Here is a 15,193-nt window from a genome sequence, read left to right as displayed (position 1 = left end):
AATTATTGGGAAAATGAGAGTGGATGCACACTAGATTGCTCTTCCGTAATATGTCTTCTTCCCCAATCGTTCAAGCTACACGGCTCTGGCAGGATATGCTGGGCCAGGAACACGAAATGCCGCGCGCTTTTCTCTGGCAGCATGTACAGGAAATGGAGCCCGATGAAGCAGGGCCCATTGAGTGGAAAAACCGTCAGCCCAAGACCCGCATCTACCTGCAAAGTGGCCAGATTATCTGCGTGCTGGGTACGTATGAGCAGTGGTATCGGCGCTGGCTGGCTTATACTAAATGGCACGCCGTCCCGCTACAGCAGTATGGTTTGAATTAGCCTTTACCCGAGCGGACGGCAGAAGAGCAGCGTTTTTCACTATAATACTGGCTACCGCCTTACACTCTAAGCGTTGGTAGGCTGCGTTTGCTGAGCTATTGCTTACGAAAGCAAACACAGTAGATTTGTTCATAATTCTATAGAGAGTTGCGAATAAATTCTATTCCTAATCAGTAGTATAGTGTTGCTCTTGCTCAATGTCAGGTGTTAAATTATTCTTTTTATGTCTTGCGGGCCCACTTTCCATTCTTAGCAGCCACGCGCAAAACCCCGCTGGCGCAAAACCTGCTGAGACCTCACAGCAACTTTCAGTACGCATTGTACTTCCCACCTCCGTGGGCCTGATTGGAGATTATGCCAGCATCCTTTTGTCGAAAGAGGATGACAAGCTGAAAAAGCTTACTACCCGCCGCCGTCCACGCACCAGCAATCCGACAGTCGTCTTTGCCGTTCCGCTACCGAGGAACTGGCTAACTAAAAAGTTAATAAAAGATGATTAGTACTATTGCTCCCCAAGCTGATCTTTCCCGCACTGGCAGGCGCAAGATGGTAGCGGTAGTTTAGTAATTTGATGCTCCCCTTTCCGCCCGGTTTACCTCGCTGTCTCAGCACTGGCTTCCACTATGAAATTTGATGGTCAAATAATAATTAGCATTCTGCTGGCCCAACTGGTGGTAGTGCGGATTTTGCGTAGGTTTTTCGACCTACCCAACCGCCTGCCCTATTGGGATAAGCTGCTCGGCTGGATTTGGGTGCCGGGGGTGGGGCTAGGTATTCTTGACCTGCTAATCAACTTCCGCAACGATCAGCTGGACGAAGTGTATATGCTCTTCGTGTTTGTGGTTGTAGTGCTGGTAGCATTGTCATTGCGCGATTACCGACCGGCTCGTACCGTGCTGCTGGCCGTCGTGCCGTACACCGTGTACTCCGCCATGGAGCTGGTGCTGGCCCTGTCGAATTGGAAGCTGGACGAGGACTACGAGAATGCCTTTGATGCTTCGCAGGGCTTCACGGTGATCTGGATGATCACCTTTCTGCTGATTGCGCGCAACCAGAAAAAGCACCTAGAGAAAGAGCGCCTGTTGCGGGAGGAAGAAGAACAGGAAAAGCAGCGCATTGCATTGCAGAATGCCGAACTCGAGCGCCTCGTGGCCGAACGTACCGCCACGCTCACCAAGCAGACGGAGGAGTTGAGCCAGGCCTTAACTGAGCTCAAAACCATGCAAACTCAGCTTATTCAGGCCGAGAAAATGGCCTCTCTAGGCGAGTTGACTGCCGGTATTGCCCATGAAATTCAGAACCCGTTGAACTTCGTGACCAACTTTTCGGATGTAAGCGCCGAACTGATTATGGAACTGGAGGAGGAAAAGCGCAAGCCCACCCGCAACATCGATCTGGAAACAGAGCTGCTGGTTGATTTAAAGCAGAATCTGCAAAAAATTACACACCACGGCCAACGAGCAGCATCCATCGTGAAGGGAATGCTGGAGCACAGCCGCGCCAGCACAGGCGAGCTGCAACCGACCGATATAAACATGCTGGCCGACGAGTACCTGCGCCTGGCTTACCACGGCCTGCGCGCCAAGGATAAAACCTTTAATGCCACCCTATACACGAACCTGTATCCTGAGCTAGGACAGGTGAATGCTATTTCGCAGGACATAGGGCGGGTGATGCTAAACCTCTTTACCAACGCCTTCTACGCCGTCCAGAAAAAGAAAGAGTGCGTATCCGATGGCTACGTGCCCACGGTGAGCGTAAGCACCCGCCGCACCGAGACCGGTGATGTAGAAGTACGCGTGCGCGACAACGGTATGGGCATGCCAAGCACCGTGAAGGATAAGATTTTTCAGCCCTTCTTTACGACCAAGCCCACGGGAGAAGGCACCGGCTTAGGCCTGTCGCTGAGCTACGATATAGTAACCAAAGGCCACAATGGGTCGCTTACCGTGGAAAGCCAGGAAGGTGAATACACGGAGTTTACGATCCGTATTCCGGGTTGATTAAGCGCCTCAAACGCACTCTTCTTTGGTGAGCTTTTCATTTATCATAATGGCCGCCAGTGAGCCTTCAGCCGCGGCCAGAATAGCCTGTTGCATACCGGCCGTCGTGTCGCCGGCGGCGTAGAGGCCCGGCACCGAAGTTTGCTGCTTTTTATCCGTCCAGACGGCACCTTTGCTATTGAGACGGCACCCTAGCTGCTCGGCCAGATTGGTGCGTTGGTGCTGGTGCGGATGCACAAACAATGCCTCTCGTACCAGTTTATCACCATTTTTGAACAGCACATGTTGTAGGCCTTGTTTCTTGGTGCCCTCCAGGCGTTCAATAGGCTCTTCCCTCACCTTAATGCCCTGTCTCTGAAGACGCTGGCGCGCCTTGTCGGTCAGGCCGCCGGGCCCATCGGTGCATACCACCACTTCCTTCGACCACCGGCTGACGAGCAATGCGAGCCCGGTAACGCCTTTTCCGCGTCCGTATACTGCCAGGGCTCGGTCGCGCACTTCCCAGCCGTGGCAGTAAGGGCAATGCAGCACGCCCCGGCCCCAGAACTCGCGCATACCTTCCAGAGGAGGTAATTCATCTTCTACACCCGTTGCCAGCAGCACTTTACGCGCCGTGATGGTCCGGGTACGGCTGGCCTCCGTATCGGCGATTATGGTAAAGCACTGGTCGCTCGCACTAATTTCGGTGGCGCGCAGGGGGCATACTTCGACACTGGGATAGGCCGCCAACTGCTCGAGCCCGAGACGCAGCAGCTCACTGGGCTGCACTCCATCGCGGGTGAAAAAACCCCACACGGCGGGCGAAGGATCGTTGCGCGGGGCACCCCCATCGCACACCAGCACGCGGCGCAGACAGCGGCCCAGCACCAAGGCGGCGCTGAGTCCGGCGCTTCCGGCCCCAATTATAACCACATCGTAATCAGTAGCGGGGCGGAGACGGCGCGCGGCTTTGGGCAGAGGAACAGAAGCAGGCATAAGAAACGAACGTTGACACCTCTATACCAAAAAGCCCCCAGCGGTTAGGCTGGGGGGCTTTTTTTAAGTAGAAAATGGTAAGTAATACGCTATTTCTGCTTTACCAAGCGCTGCGTCAGGTTCGTGTTAGTACCCTGGATTCGCACCAGATAAGTACCTGCTGGCAACTGGCTTACCATCAGCGGCTGCCGTATTCCACCAGCTACCTGCTCAGTTATTAGCGTGCGGCCGGTCATATCTATCAGCGTTACGGAGTAAGTACCCAGGGGTAGGGTGCTCAAATCCAGCGTGGTGGTAGTCGTGGCGGGGTTGGGATACAGTGTTACCTGCACGGTCTGGGGGGCAAAAGTAACCGTACGCACGGGCGAGAAAGCCTCCGTGCCATCGGTGTCTACTTGACGCAGACGGTAGTAAAGCTGCTGACCGAAGCGGCTGGCGCCCGCATCTACGAACGAATACTGATGAGCAGTTGTGGTAGAGCCATTGCCTTTTACCGTGCCAACTCGTTCGAACGTAGTGCCATTGACGGATCGTTCCACATCGAAGTGGTCGTTGTTCTTTTCCGAAGCCGTAGCCCAGGTCAGCAAAGCATTGTTTGTCTGAGCTATGACATCAAACTTGGTCAACTCTACGGGCAGCGGCGCCGTCGAGAGGAAGATATTACCGGAGAACTCCGACGTGTTGCCTACGGCCGTGCCATTTACCAGCGTCGAAGACAGAATAGTAGCCGTGGAAGTGATTTGGGCACCACCAATCTGCAACAAAGCCAGTTGCTGAGCGCTGAGGGCAATCTTGAAGTAGAAGCGGTTGGCATTAGTTTCCGAGCCCTGATCGATACCCATATGGTTGTTTGTGCCGGAGTAGCTACCAATTTTCGCGTCCCGATCGGCAGCGGAGCCTTCGGTTACGCTAGTCAGGAAGGTTTTTCCTTCGCCAAACTTCGACCCGTCGTTATCGGCCAGGAAGATTTCAATTAGCGCACCAGCCGGGGCAAAACCCGTAATCTGTAGCACTCCGCCGCTGATTGTAGCCTGCGTGAAGGCCGGGAAATTGAGGCGTCCATTAGCACCAGCAGCGGAGCCACTGTTTACGTTAGTGGTTACATCATCACCTGTCATCACAGTACCGTTCGACAGATCGATGCCAATACCGGTGTTGCCGCTGGTGATGTTTTGCGTAAAACGGTTGCCCGAAGTACCATTGAGGGCCACAATACCATCACCCGCGTTGCCCGTGATGGTGTTACCGGCGATCAGGTTGTTATTACCGAAGGCAACCGCAATACCTGCATCGTCTACACTAGTGCCCGTACCGTTGTTGCGGATAGTGTTGCCTGAGATGTTATTGTTATTGCTGGCCGTAGTAGCCAAGTAGATACCAAAGCCCTTGTTGTCAGCAATCACGTTGCCTGTAATGGTATTGCCCGAAGCTCCGATAAGGTTGATACCGTCGCCGTCAATGGTGCTTGTGCCGAAGTTCGTTGCCGCGTTATTGAAGACGCTGTTTGAGACCGTTACGCCCGTAGTAACCGTTGTCGAGGTACCGCTCTGAATGCGCACGCCAGCAATGGCATTGTTCAGGGTCGTCACGTCCGTTACTATTGACCCGGCAACCGTAGCGGTGCTGAAGGTTACCGCCGCGCCATCGGAGAAAACAGCACCGCTCGTCGCGGCACTCGTGCCTTTGGCATTCACAAGGCCTAACGATGCAATGCGAGTATTCCCACCCGTTACAAACAAACCCTTAAAACCATTGAAGTCGATAATTACCTCCGGATCGGTAGATTCTTCGCTGCTGGTTGTGGGAGTACTGCCTGTTACAACCGTCTGGCGTGAGCCATCTAGGTTTGTGTTAGGATCTGTGATATTTGGCAGAGAGGCCGTAAGCTTAATGGTAGCTACGTGCGTGTCAGGATCGGTGCCGCCATCTACCCCAATACGCAGGCCTGTTGGCGGAGTACCGGTTGCATTACCATCTCCGATCATGAAGATGGAGGTTTCAACACCTGGCCGGCTCAAGCCCGTCTGATTCAGGTTAGTGTTAGGCAGCGCATTAGCATTTGTGATAAACTGCGCCAGCGACCCTTGGCCCGATGAGTTCGTATTGCTGATAACGTCGAAGTTGAAACCAAAATCGATGTTGGTCACCGATGAGGTGGTGCCAGCAGGTACTGTGATGGTAGCAAGTGACTGGGCTGTAGTAGTGGTGCCGTTGATGATATCCGACAACGTTTGACCAGCAGTGCGAACACCAGCGTCTATTTTGGTTGGTATCTCACCGCCTACCTTATTCGTGACGCCGTAAGCAAATGTTTGCACAGGGAGCAAGCCAGTTACTGTACCAGCCCGCACCGAAGTAAAGCCTGTGCTTGACACCACCCGTACGCTGTAGTTTCCGGCCGAACGGCCAGTAAGCACAAAGCTATAAGCGCCATTAAGGCCGGTGACTGTGCTGGTTACATAATTACCATTGGCATCATACAGCTCAACCGTAACTCCTGCACGGCCGATAGCAGCGGAGGTGAAGCCACTACCTACTGCCGAAGTGTTGGCATCAGCGTAGCTGCGGCCCGCACCACCACCGTAGTTTACATCTTCGAAGATACGCCCGCTGATGGTGAGGGTAGTAATGGTTTGGGGAGTAAGCACTTCCCGCCAGGCGCGTTCTGTAGTTGCCGTGTTGTTATCGGGGAAGGAGGTAGGCAACTGGCCATTGGTAGGATCAGGGCTTGTTGAGTCAGTATCATAAGCATCATCCAGACCATCGCCATCCACGTCAATGCCACTGAATACTTGTTCGGCAACCCCATCATTATTGGTATCCCAACCCTCTATTGCATCAGTTCGGCCGTCGCCGTCCGAGTTCAAGTCGCGGTAGTCGGGTAGGGTGTCGCTATTCGTGAGGGCAGCATCGGTATTGGTGAGCGGTACGGCTACGCCCGCCGTCTGACCGGGGCCCGTCGTGGGGTCGTAGCGGTTGTCCAAACCATCTCTGTCCGTGTCAAGGCCTAAAGGAGCACGGTAGCCGGTTGTGGTTTGCGCTTCGATATTATCCACAATGCCATCGTTGTCTGAATCGATGTCCAGATAATCGGGCTGACCAACATTGTCCGTATTCGTAATTGGCAGTTTCGTAATGCCGCTTTCGGCCGTAGTTTCGGCTACGTCGGGCATACCATTGGCTCCCACACCGGTGCTGGGAAAGCGCCCCAGTGAGGCGGTATAGCCAGTAGGTGCTACACCACCATTGGCCTCCATAGTATCCGGAATACCATCGCCATCAGCATCGATATCGAGAAAGCTAGGAATGCCGTCTAGGTCGAAGTCATATACATCATTCACCCCATCCTGATTTACGTCAACAAAGTTGGCTTCGTAAGGATCGATGTAGCGCGGTACACTGCTCGCGGTGATGAACGTAGGGTCAATTCCGTTGCTTTCGACAACGTTCGTGATGCCGTCATTGTCCTGGTCAACATCCAGGTTGTCGTTGATGCCGTCGCCATCAGGGTCGCAGGCATAGTTGAAGGTGAATATTCGGCTTTCCTGCTCGGTATTCCCATAGGTGTAAGTATTTACCAACACCTGGTTACCCGAAGCCACTGTCGCACTGCCTGTAGCGCCCCCTCCCCATGTATGCACACCCATATTAGATGGCACACCAGCAAGCTGCGTGCGTGGATTGGCGGGCATGTTCGGAAAGGCGGCCGTGCTTAAGTTAGAATCATCCCAGTACAACACCTCAAACCCTTGCGAGCCAGGGCGCACGTTTTGAATACGGAAGCCGTCGGCATTATTCTCGGCATCCCACACGGGAAAGTTAACGGGAGCGATAGGTGATTTTGAATTCTTGAAAAGTAGGGTCACCGAGGTGCCAGAGCTTACTACGGCGTTCAGGCCATCGCGTCCATCCCACTCTACCCGGGTGTTGCCAGCAGGAATAGTGGTTGTAATTCGTCTGTCGCGCGTGCTGACCTGATAGCCGGGAACACCATTCAGCTCTATATCAATAACTACCTGGCCCCCAAGGAGGAGCGCAAAAAGAACTCCATGACGCCCCCGCCATTCTTGCAATAAGAGCCCACGGACACCACCTTAAGATCAGGGTCCTGAGCGCTAGGCCAGATTTCCGGATCGGGGTTGTTTACAAAGTTGAGATACTCAGGATAATCTATTTCCGTCGTTTGACTTTTGGTCGTGCTCAGGAAGGTATTGGGCGTAACCTGGGCTGGATTTGCGCCAGTGCTGTTTGAAACGAACCGAAAAAAGTTCTGGGGGGCAATTCCAGCCAATTCGAACTTCTTAACAAAGAACCGATTTGCCTCCGTTGGACTCGGAATCAGGGGGTACATGTTGAAGGTAGAAGCAAAACGCCCATCACCTTGACCTGCTGAGAAGGCCCACTGCTTGCTGAATAAGCGGCCGGGCTTCTCGGTGCCAGCATTGTCTTTTACCGTAAAGTCCCAGAAGTCGTATACAGAAAAGCGCTGATGGTCAAGGAAAGCTGGGTTGTAAGCACCTGTCGACGTGAATTCACCCTGTTGTACAAATTCAAACCATACGTACTGAATGGAAGTAGTCGTATTGGTGAAGGACATCGGCTCATAGCCTGCTGCTGGTAATCCGTTGATTTTAGGACCAGCCTGCGCCTGATCGGCAGTAGCAATTACGCCACGCTGAGGATTACCTGCAATGGTATTCAGGAAAGCCGCTCGCCGGAGAGCCATAGTGGTTTGAGCAGCAGACGAGTCCCGAAGAATCTTATACTGCCGACCAAAGGTACCCGTGCCCTTACCATCTGCACTGTACCGTGCGGTAACAATAAGATTGTTATGCTGATAGGCACTTAATGGGCTATTAGGATTTGTATCCTGATCATGAGGAACCCGGTGCAAACCATAATAAACCGTCTCATTAGGTTTTAGGAGCACATACATGCGTTGATCATCGCTGTACGTAAACTTGCTATTGCTAGTGAAATTAGAAGGCTTCAAAAAGCCTTACTCACGCCCCCAATTTGAGTTTGGGCCACATTGCCATCATGCTCTAGGTACCCAGAACGGGTATTATTAATATCACTGAGAGCTAAACCAGCTGTAGCCGCCGTATTAGGCGTCAATTGCTTCGAGCCTTCTGCATGTACTCCCAATGGCACTAAGCCTAAAATTGGAAAAAGTAAGCGTAAAGTTGTTCGCATTAAAATTGGGAGGACTGTAGGGTTAGAGAAGGGTGAAAGCGTATTTACTAGGCATGTTGCCTAGTAAACATCTTGCAAACCTACTGCCCATTGACGAGCTTGAATCCAACTTTTCGATGAACAAGCTCAACCGCACGATTGAAGTTTTAAAAACATATTTTTTTTAACTATTTCGCTAAATACTGTAACTAACCAAGGAGTCATTGGCCTTGAAATATGATGTTTATAGAACTGAATGCGCATTATAGGTATCTATATATGCTATTTATAAGTACTACTAATTATAGGATTATGCGTTAGTCAGGAAATATTTGTAGTTCGCATTTACAAACCGGTACCAATAGATATGTACAAAAAAGCCCCCAGTGCCAAGAACTCATTCTTAGCGCTGGGGGCTTTTTTGGGTTTTGACTACGCTTACATAATCTTCCTCTCAAAAAGGGTAAGCGGCCAGTAATGCCAAGCCGTTGAGCTTAATATACTTGGGTTCGCTTACTGCCATCAACCAACTCGTGCACCTCTTGGGTGAAGCTCGCCTGTGAGGCTAGCTCTTCCAGATTCAGATGCAGGCGATATTTCCAGAAATGCTGGGGATTGGACGGAACGTTAATTTGCTCATCGTGCGGATTTTCGCGGCGCAGATTAGTATCCATCGCCAGCAGATCCTGGAGGGGAAAAATGGCCCACATGGCAGGCGAATGCAGGTGTTGCACAACTATCTCGCGTGCTACCCAAGGCTCGCAGTACTGGGGGGCAATTTCGCCGCGGTGGCCGAGCAGGTCTTCGAAGAAGCGCTGCGTAAGGTCACGATCCTCTTCCCACCAGCCGCGCAACGTGCTCATATCGTGCGAGCCGGGGCTGACAACGGACAAGTATGGCGCATGAGTCGGGTTGCCAAACTCTACCTCGGAGTCGGAGGGCATGCGCTGGATGTTGAGGCCCAGCATACCCAGCTCACGCATAACGCCGGGTACGGAAGCCGGGACCATGCCTAAGTCTTCGCCGCAAATAAGCATATCGGTGGCGTAGCGCACGGGGGGCAATTTTACCAAGCCCTGCCGCCGCCAGAAATCCTCATGGCGCCGGAAGAAAAAGTCGTTGTAAATCTCGTTAATCAGATGCCGGTTATGATCGTCCAGCTCCTTAAATGACGTGCTCAGGTACACTGTGATGCGCGGGTGGTAGAAGTCGGGCTCGTCGGCGGGCACAAACAGTACCTCGTTCACCAGCTTATACAACCCCGTACGCAACCAGCGCAGGTGCTCGGCGTTGTTTGGGTCTTCGGCAATGCGCTGGTCAAATAAGGCTTCTATCTGCCGCTGGGTGCGCACGTAGTCTTTAAGGCGAATAGCGCCATAGCCGGCATCTTCCATAAACTCATCGAACACCGCCTGCGCCTGCGCGTGGAAGATGTGCTGGAGCATGTGCCAGCGGATGTACGGCTCGCACAAACGCCCATAATCGAACCAGCCCAGCCGCTGCTCAATCTCGTGCCGATGCATCGGCAAAGCGGGCGCGAAGTGTCCTAATAGGCCTTCTACCGAGTGCCCCGGGATTTCCCAGATGCGGAAAAAGCCCAGAATATGGTCGATGCGCAGCACGTCGAAGTAGCGGGCCAAGTGGCTCAGGCGGTTGCGCCACCACTGATAGTTGTCCTCGGCCATGCGCTCCCAATTGTAGGTCGGGAAGCGCCAGTTTTGACCGGTCACCGAGAAGTCGTCTGGCGGAGCGCCGGCTTGTCGGTCCATATGATAGAGTTCGGGCTGGGTCCAGGCATCCACGGAGTGGCGATAAATGCCAATAGGCAAATCGCCCTTGAGCACCACACCGCGCTGGCGGGCGTATTCTACGGCTTCGCGCAGCTGCTTATCAAGATGAAACTGCGTGAAGAAGTGCAAACCAAACTCATCGAAATCGGGCTGGTCGGGGGCCGTAAGCTGGTCGAGGTTTTGGGGCGTCTGAAACTCGGCGGGCCACTGCTGGAAGTCGGCTGTGCCAAACCGGTCGCGGAGGGCCGAGAAAGCAGCGTAGGGCACCAGCCATTCATTCTGCTCTGCCCAAAACGCTTTAAAAGCAGGATCGGCGAGGAAAGTGGCTTTTTCCTGCTGATATAAGCGCTTAATGAACTTCCACTTGGCCTCCATTACGGGCTCGTAGTCCACGAAGTCGCGGGCGTTCAGCTCCTCGCGCAGGCGGGCCAGCTCCTTGCGGTCGGCAGGCTTGGCCAGCTCCGCAATACCTTCCAGATGCAGATACAGCGGATGCAGCGCAAACACCGAAATAGCCGCGTAGGGGTACGAATCGACCCAGGTGTGCGTAGCGGTGGTGTCGTTGATGGGTAGAATCTGCATCAGCTTCAGGCCTGCTTCCGTCGACCAGTCGGCCAGCATCTTCAGGTCCGAAAATTCGCCCACGCCTAATCCCTGCTTCGTGCGCAAGGAGAAAACTGGCAGCGCCACGCCGGCCCCGCGCCAATTGCCGGCCGGATAGCGAAACCCTTCATCAGACCGCACCCGCAACGTATTAGCCGGCGTGGGGGGCAAAATTACCCGGTCGTCGCCGGTTTCCAGATGAATGATCTGGCCGGTTAGGGCGTCGCGGATGGCATACTTATACTGGGTGTTCTGGCCGGGCTGCTCCAAGGCTACCTGCGCCGTCCAGATTGGATAGTCCCGATCAGATAGAATAACTGCCCGACTAGCATCCCAAGCCCCCAATGCTGCATCGGAACCCAGAATACAGACCTGATGCTGCGGGGCTACCCGCGGCGCCACCAGCTGAAACCGGATGGCCCCCGCTGACCCTATCTCTGTAGTGGATGTGGTGCCCTGAGTTGGGGCAGAAGCGTCGTGTGGCCCCCGCCGAAACAGCGCTTTGGTGAAGGCGGCCGTGTGTAGCTCATTGTCGGGCTCGGCGGGAGCGCGCCAGTAATCCTCCAGCACAAGGCGGGTAAAAAGCCCCCAGTATCGCCTACTACCCGATTGGGTCCCCATTCCCACTGCTTACTACCGTCGCGCTCGTCGAGGAGCACATACTTGTATTCGATGGGGTGCGGGTGGTCGGAGGGGATGCTTATTTCCTGGGTCCACAGGCCCGTGCGGGCTGCGTAGTGCAAAAAAAGCGCGTGGTCGAGGTTCCAATTGCCCAAGCTGGGCTCGGAGCCGCAGACCGCTATGCGCTGGCCGGGCTCGGTGTAATAGGGCAGAGAGAAGCGAATGATCATTCGGAAAAAATCAGGATGGGCGCGAAAGATAAGTTTTACTACGCTTTATGGCTGTGCTAGGTAGTAGCTACCTATTTGAGCAGACAAGGTTCGAAGGATTTTAGGCACGACACAAAAATTTGATAATCTTAATCTATTATAGGTGCATAGGGTATACGATAAAATAAATTATATTATTTATTTATTTAGTAATAAAATATTTTCCGTCCGTATAATTGTTTCCACAAAACGCGCCCAATGTAGGAACGTTGCTAGCGGTTGGTAATCTGGATCTTAACGCCGGCCCCGGCAGCAACTTCGATATCGGGGACACCACCAACACGGGCTATGCTGTTTTGATTACTACCGGTAGTACAGAGCTGTATACGATCAATTTGGCCACGGACAAAGCTACCAGCAAAGGCGTGTTTGGCAGAAGCTCAGGGGGCATCGGCACAAGCGGCTTTACCGTTGGCTTAGGATTCTAAGTTTGCAAGCCGATAGTTTAATGTGCCTACACTACATAAGAGCCCCGCAGACAACATCTGGGGGCTTTTTATTTGCGTTTTATAGGATGCAGATAGAATCTAAGCTCTGCAAAGGCGGTGTATTTAATCAGGTAAATTTTTATTAAAAAAAGTAACATCTAATTACTGAAGAGCTGCGTATGGCAAATAATCTAGTTCAATTATTTCTTCTTTACATCCTATAGTCTGGCTTCTATGCTAAGAACCTCTTCCCTCGCCAAGTGGGGTGTGGCTGCTTTGCTTGTGTCTTCGCTCAGTAGCTGCGAAGATATTTTAGAGCAATACTTCCCCAAGCCCACCCCGCCGCCTACCATTCCGACCCAGCCCGTGGCGTACTCTACCTACGCAATTCGACGCGCCGGGAATACCTTTGAGAATGGATTGGTGATTTTCAATCCACTTACGCGCGCCACAACGCAGCAACTGCCCATTACGGGCTTGAGCGCGGCCAGCGATCGTATCCTGGGAATCGACCTGCGTCCTGCCACTGGTCAACTCTATGCCCTGGTGGGCACAAACAATGTTCCCAGGGAACCCTTTACTCCCGATTTTATCAGCAATGGCCGCCTGTATACTATCAATCCGGCTACTGGGGTTGCTACGCTCGTCGCGCCGCTCAGTGTGCCTATCGGAGGGCGCATCGGCCCGTTTGGGTTTGATTTTAACCCCGTCGTGGACCGGATTCGCATTGTGAGCGAAACAGGCCAGAACCTACGCGTGAACCCTGCCGATGGCGTAGCCATTGAAGATGGACGCATTAACGGGAATAACGCTACTGCTCAAGGCGCTGCCTACGATAATAACGTAGCGGGGGCCACTTCAACCAATTTGTATGTTTTGGACTTGAATCGGGATAAGCTGGGCCTCCTTAATCCACCGAATAGCGGAACAGTGGTGGATATTGGCTCCTTGGGGGTCAACGAAACGTTTTGGGGTTTTGATATTGGGGGACCTAGCAATACAGCCTACGCCGTCACGGTTATTGCGGTGTCGGACGCGCCACTCAATTTCAATATCACGACGCATTTATTTTCCATCAATTTGACGACAGGCGTGGCCACGGACTTAGGAGAACTTGGATTTCCCGTTGCGACACGGGAGGCTGTTCCTGTCCCCACAGGCTTTACGCTTGGAGCAGGATTCTAAGTAGTCTTCTCTTGCCAGAAACCGAACTGCTCGGGCGCCTATGCTCGGGTGGTTCTTTCTGATTTTAAGCAGTTTCCATTGCCTCAGTCTTATCCTTCCTTTCTTATCCTCTATCCTCCCTGTATGAAAACACCCTTTTCTCTTGCTAAGCTCGGGGCCGCGGCCTTGCTGCTACTGTCGCTCACCAGCTGCGAAGACATCTTGGAGCAGTACTTCCCCAAGCCTACCCCTACCCCGCCCACTATCCCCACCTTTCCGCCTCTAGGCCAGGATATTCCCTTCTATGCCTTATCGGGAGGAACACGGCTCGATGCCTACAACACGAGCAATGCCGCTACGCGCACCAACTCGGTCGCCATTACGGGCCTCGGTAGCGGCGAGACGCTCTTAGCCATTGACTTCCGCCCCGCTACCGGGCAACTCTACGGGGTTAGCAGTGCCAGCCGCCTTTACGTCATCAACCAGAACACGGGCGTGGCTCGGGCCATTGGCGCAGGACCGTTTACCCCCGCGCTGGGGGCAATTTGGTGGGCTTTGACTTCAACCCGACCGTCGACCGCATTCGCCTTATTACTTCTACGGGCCAGAACCTGCGCCTGAACCCCGAGACCGGCACTGTTAGCAACACCGATGGCGCCATCAATGGGGCAGCTGGCGCTACCATTACGGGGGCAGCTTACACCAGCAACACCGCCGGAGCAGAAACTACCGTCCTCTACGACCTAGACCCGGCCACCGATCAGCTCTACCGCCAAGACCCACCCAACAACGGCACGCTCGTGCCCGTGGGCAATCTGAATCTGAACATCACAGGCAATGGCGGTTTTGACATTGATGCCAAAACTGGCACGGCCCTGGGCCTGTACGCGGTCAATGGCAACCCCACGCTCTTTACCCTCGACTTAGCCACGGGTGCCGCCCGACCCCTGGCTCAGTACGCGGCTACGACTGGCTATACGGGTATTGCCATTCCCACAAGGCCCGTAGCTTACGCTATTGGTGGCAATACCCTTTTCACTTTTGATCCTACGAGGGTGAGCGGACTCGGGAATGTGCTGCCAGAAACCATTACGGGTCTGCCGGCCGGGGAACGACTGATTGGCTTAGACTTCCGGCCTGCCACGGGGCAGCTATATGCTCTGAGCGCGAGCAGCGTCCTTTACACCTTGAACGCAGCTACGGCGGCAGCCACCCCGGTTGCGCCCTTGAGCATTCCGATTGAGAGTAACGCCAGCATTGGCTTCGATTTTAACCCCGTCGCGGACCGGATTCGCATAGTCACCAACACGGGCCAGAACTTGCGGGTGAATCCCGTGGATGGGGTGACAATCGCTGATACCCGTCTGAATCCGTCAGAACCCGGCATTCAGGCTGCCGCTTATACGAACAACGTGGCAGGGGCAACGGGAACGGAGTTGTATGTAATTGGCCTAGACCCGATGGCTTATCGGCCCACTCAGGCCACATTGTATCGGCAAACTCCACCCAATGACGGCACATTGGTGCGCATCAACACCGTTAGCCTGCAAAGTTGGAGCTACGGTACCCTATCGTTTGACATTGGCGCGATGAGCAACCGAGGATACCTGATTTCGCTACATATTGGGGGAACAAAGTTTATCACATTTGATTTTGATAGAGCGACGGGGCGAATCTTGTCACAGGAATTCCAGGAATTTAACTTCCGCGAATATCAAAACCTCAGCTATCAGATGAGTGGCTTTACCGTGGGCCTAGGATTTTAAGATAGACGGCTGCCTTAGCCCACAAGCCACATTTCCGAAAAGCCCCAGTCAAGCGCTGGGGCTTTTACGT

General features: G+C 53.5%; 9 protein-coding genes and 2 pseudogenes. 6 read left to right on the top strand and 5 right to left on the bottom strand.

What is annotated here, in order from left to right; all coding sequences use genetic code 11:
- Nucleotides 1-50 precede the first annotated feature (50 nt).
- A complete protein-coding gene (locus EPD59_RS20395; RefSeq protein WP_133274388.1) occupies nt 51-329 on the top strand; it encodes a hypothetical protein in 279 nt (92 codons plus the stop codon).
- A gap of 623 nt (nt 330-952) precedes the next feature.
- Entirely contained in the window at nt 953-2,332 is a 1,380-nt protein-coding gene (locus EPD59_RS20390) for a sensor histidine kinase (RefSeq protein WP_133274387.1), read from the top strand.
- Nucleotides 2,333-2,341: 9 nt separating this feature from the next.
- On the opposite strand, the gene EPD59_RS20385 is transcribed toward EPD59_RS20390, so the two are convergent.
- The 5 genes and pseudogenes from EPD59_RS20385 to EPD59_RS24250 form a co-directional block, all read right to left on the bottom strand.
- The gene (locus tag EPD59_RS20385) at nt 2,342-3,307 is read right to left on the bottom strand and encodes an NAD(P)/FAD-dependent oxidoreductase (RefSeq protein WP_133274386.1); all 966 of its coding nucleotides are present in this window, start codon (nt 3,305-3,307) and stop codon (nt 2,342-2,344) included.
- Between the two features lie 89 nt (nt 3,308-3,396).
- Nucleotides 3,397-7,380: a beta strand repeat-containing protein gene (locus tag EPD59_RS20380; protein ID WP_133274385.1), complete on the bottom strand. Its 3,984-nt coding sequence runs from the start codon at nt 7,378-7,380 to the stop codon at nt 3,397-3,399.
- Nucleotides 7,320-8,033, bottom strand: coding sequence for a hypothetical protein (locus EPD59_RS20375; RefSeq protein ID WP_133274384.1), 714 nt, complete (start codon nt 8,031-8,033; stop codon nt 7,320-7,322). The genes EPD59_RS20380 and EPD59_RS20375 overlap by 61 nt, the downstream gene beginning before the upstream one ends.
- Before the next feature lie 943 nt (nt 8,034-8,976).
- Nucleotides 8,977-11,445 carry a 4-alpha-glucanotransferase gene (locus EPD59_RS20370; protein ID WP_165963680.1) on the bottom strand — a complete coding sequence of 823 codons (2,469 nt, stop codon included), beginning with the start codon at nt 11,443-11,445 and terminating at the stop codon, nt 8,977-8,979.
- Between the two features lie 89 nt (nt 11,446-11,534).
- A pseudogene (locus EPD59_RS24250) lies at nt 11,535-11,726 on the bottom strand (CBM20 domain-containing protein); the annotation flags it as partial.
- A 215-nt stretch (nt 11,727-11,941) separates the two neighbouring features.
- Here EPD59_RS24250 and EPD59_RS20360 point away from each other — a divergent pair.
- From EPD59_RS20360 to EPD59_RS24245, 4 genes and pseudogenes are all read left to right on the top strand, one after another.
- A complete protein-coding gene (locus EPD59_RS20360; protein WP_133274381.1) occupies nt 11,942-12,193 on the top strand; it encodes a DUF4394 domain-containing protein in 252 nt (83 codons plus the stop codon).
- A 234-nt stretch (nt 12,194-12,427) separates the two neighbouring features.
- Nucleotides 12,428-13,378 carry a DUF4394 domain-containing protein gene (locus tag EPD59_RS20355; protein ID WP_133274380.1) on the top strand — a complete coding sequence of 317 codons (951 nt, stop codon included), beginning with the start codon at nt 12,428-12,430 and terminating at the stop codon, nt 13,376-13,378.
- Between the two features lie 123 nt (nt 13,379-13,501).
- A pseudogene (locus EPD59_RS22970) lies at nt 13,502-14,286 on the top strand (DUF4394 domain-containing protein); the annotation flags it as partial.
- A 126-nt stretch (nt 14,287-14,412) separates the two neighbouring features.
- The gene (locus tag EPD59_RS24245) at nt 14,413-15,123 is read left to right on the top strand and encodes a DUF4394 domain-containing protein (RefSeq protein ID WP_394347233.1); all 711 of its coding nucleotides are present in this window, start codon (nt 14,413-14,415) and stop codon (nt 15,121-15,123) included.
- Nucleotides 15,124-15,193: the final 70 nt, after the last annotated feature.

The sequence above is a fragment of the Hymenobacter radiodurans genome (assembly GCF_004355185.1).
Taxonomy (GTDB): domain Bacteria; phylum Bacteroidota; class Bacteroidia; order Cytophagales; family Hymenobacteraceae; genus Hymenobacter; species Hymenobacter radiodurans.
This window is presented reverse-complemented; position numbering and strand designations above follow the sequence as displayed.

Bases quoted from the DNA above. Each gene is read 5' to 3' on its own strand.
- EPD59_RS20395 (WP_133274388.1), top strand. From the start codon at position 51: ATGTCTTCTTCCCCAATCGTTCAAGCTACACGGCTCTGGCAGGATATG.
- EPD59_RS20390 (WP_133274387.1), top strand. From the start codon at position 953: ATGAAATTTGATGGTCAAATAATAATTAGCATTCTGCTGGCCCAACTG.
- EPD59_RS20385 (WP_133274386.1), bottom strand. From the start codon at position 3,307: ATGCCTGCTTCTGTTCCTCTGCCCAAAGCCGCGCGCCGTCTCCGCCCC.
- EPD59_RS20375 (WP_133274384.1), bottom strand. From the start codon at position 8,033: ATGGCTCTCCGGCGAGCGGCTTTCCTGAATACCATTGCAGGTAATCCT.
- EPD59_RS20355 (WP_133274380.1), top strand. From the start codon at position 12,428: ATGCTAAGAACCTCTTCCCTCGCCAAGTGGGGTGTGGCTGCTTTGCTT.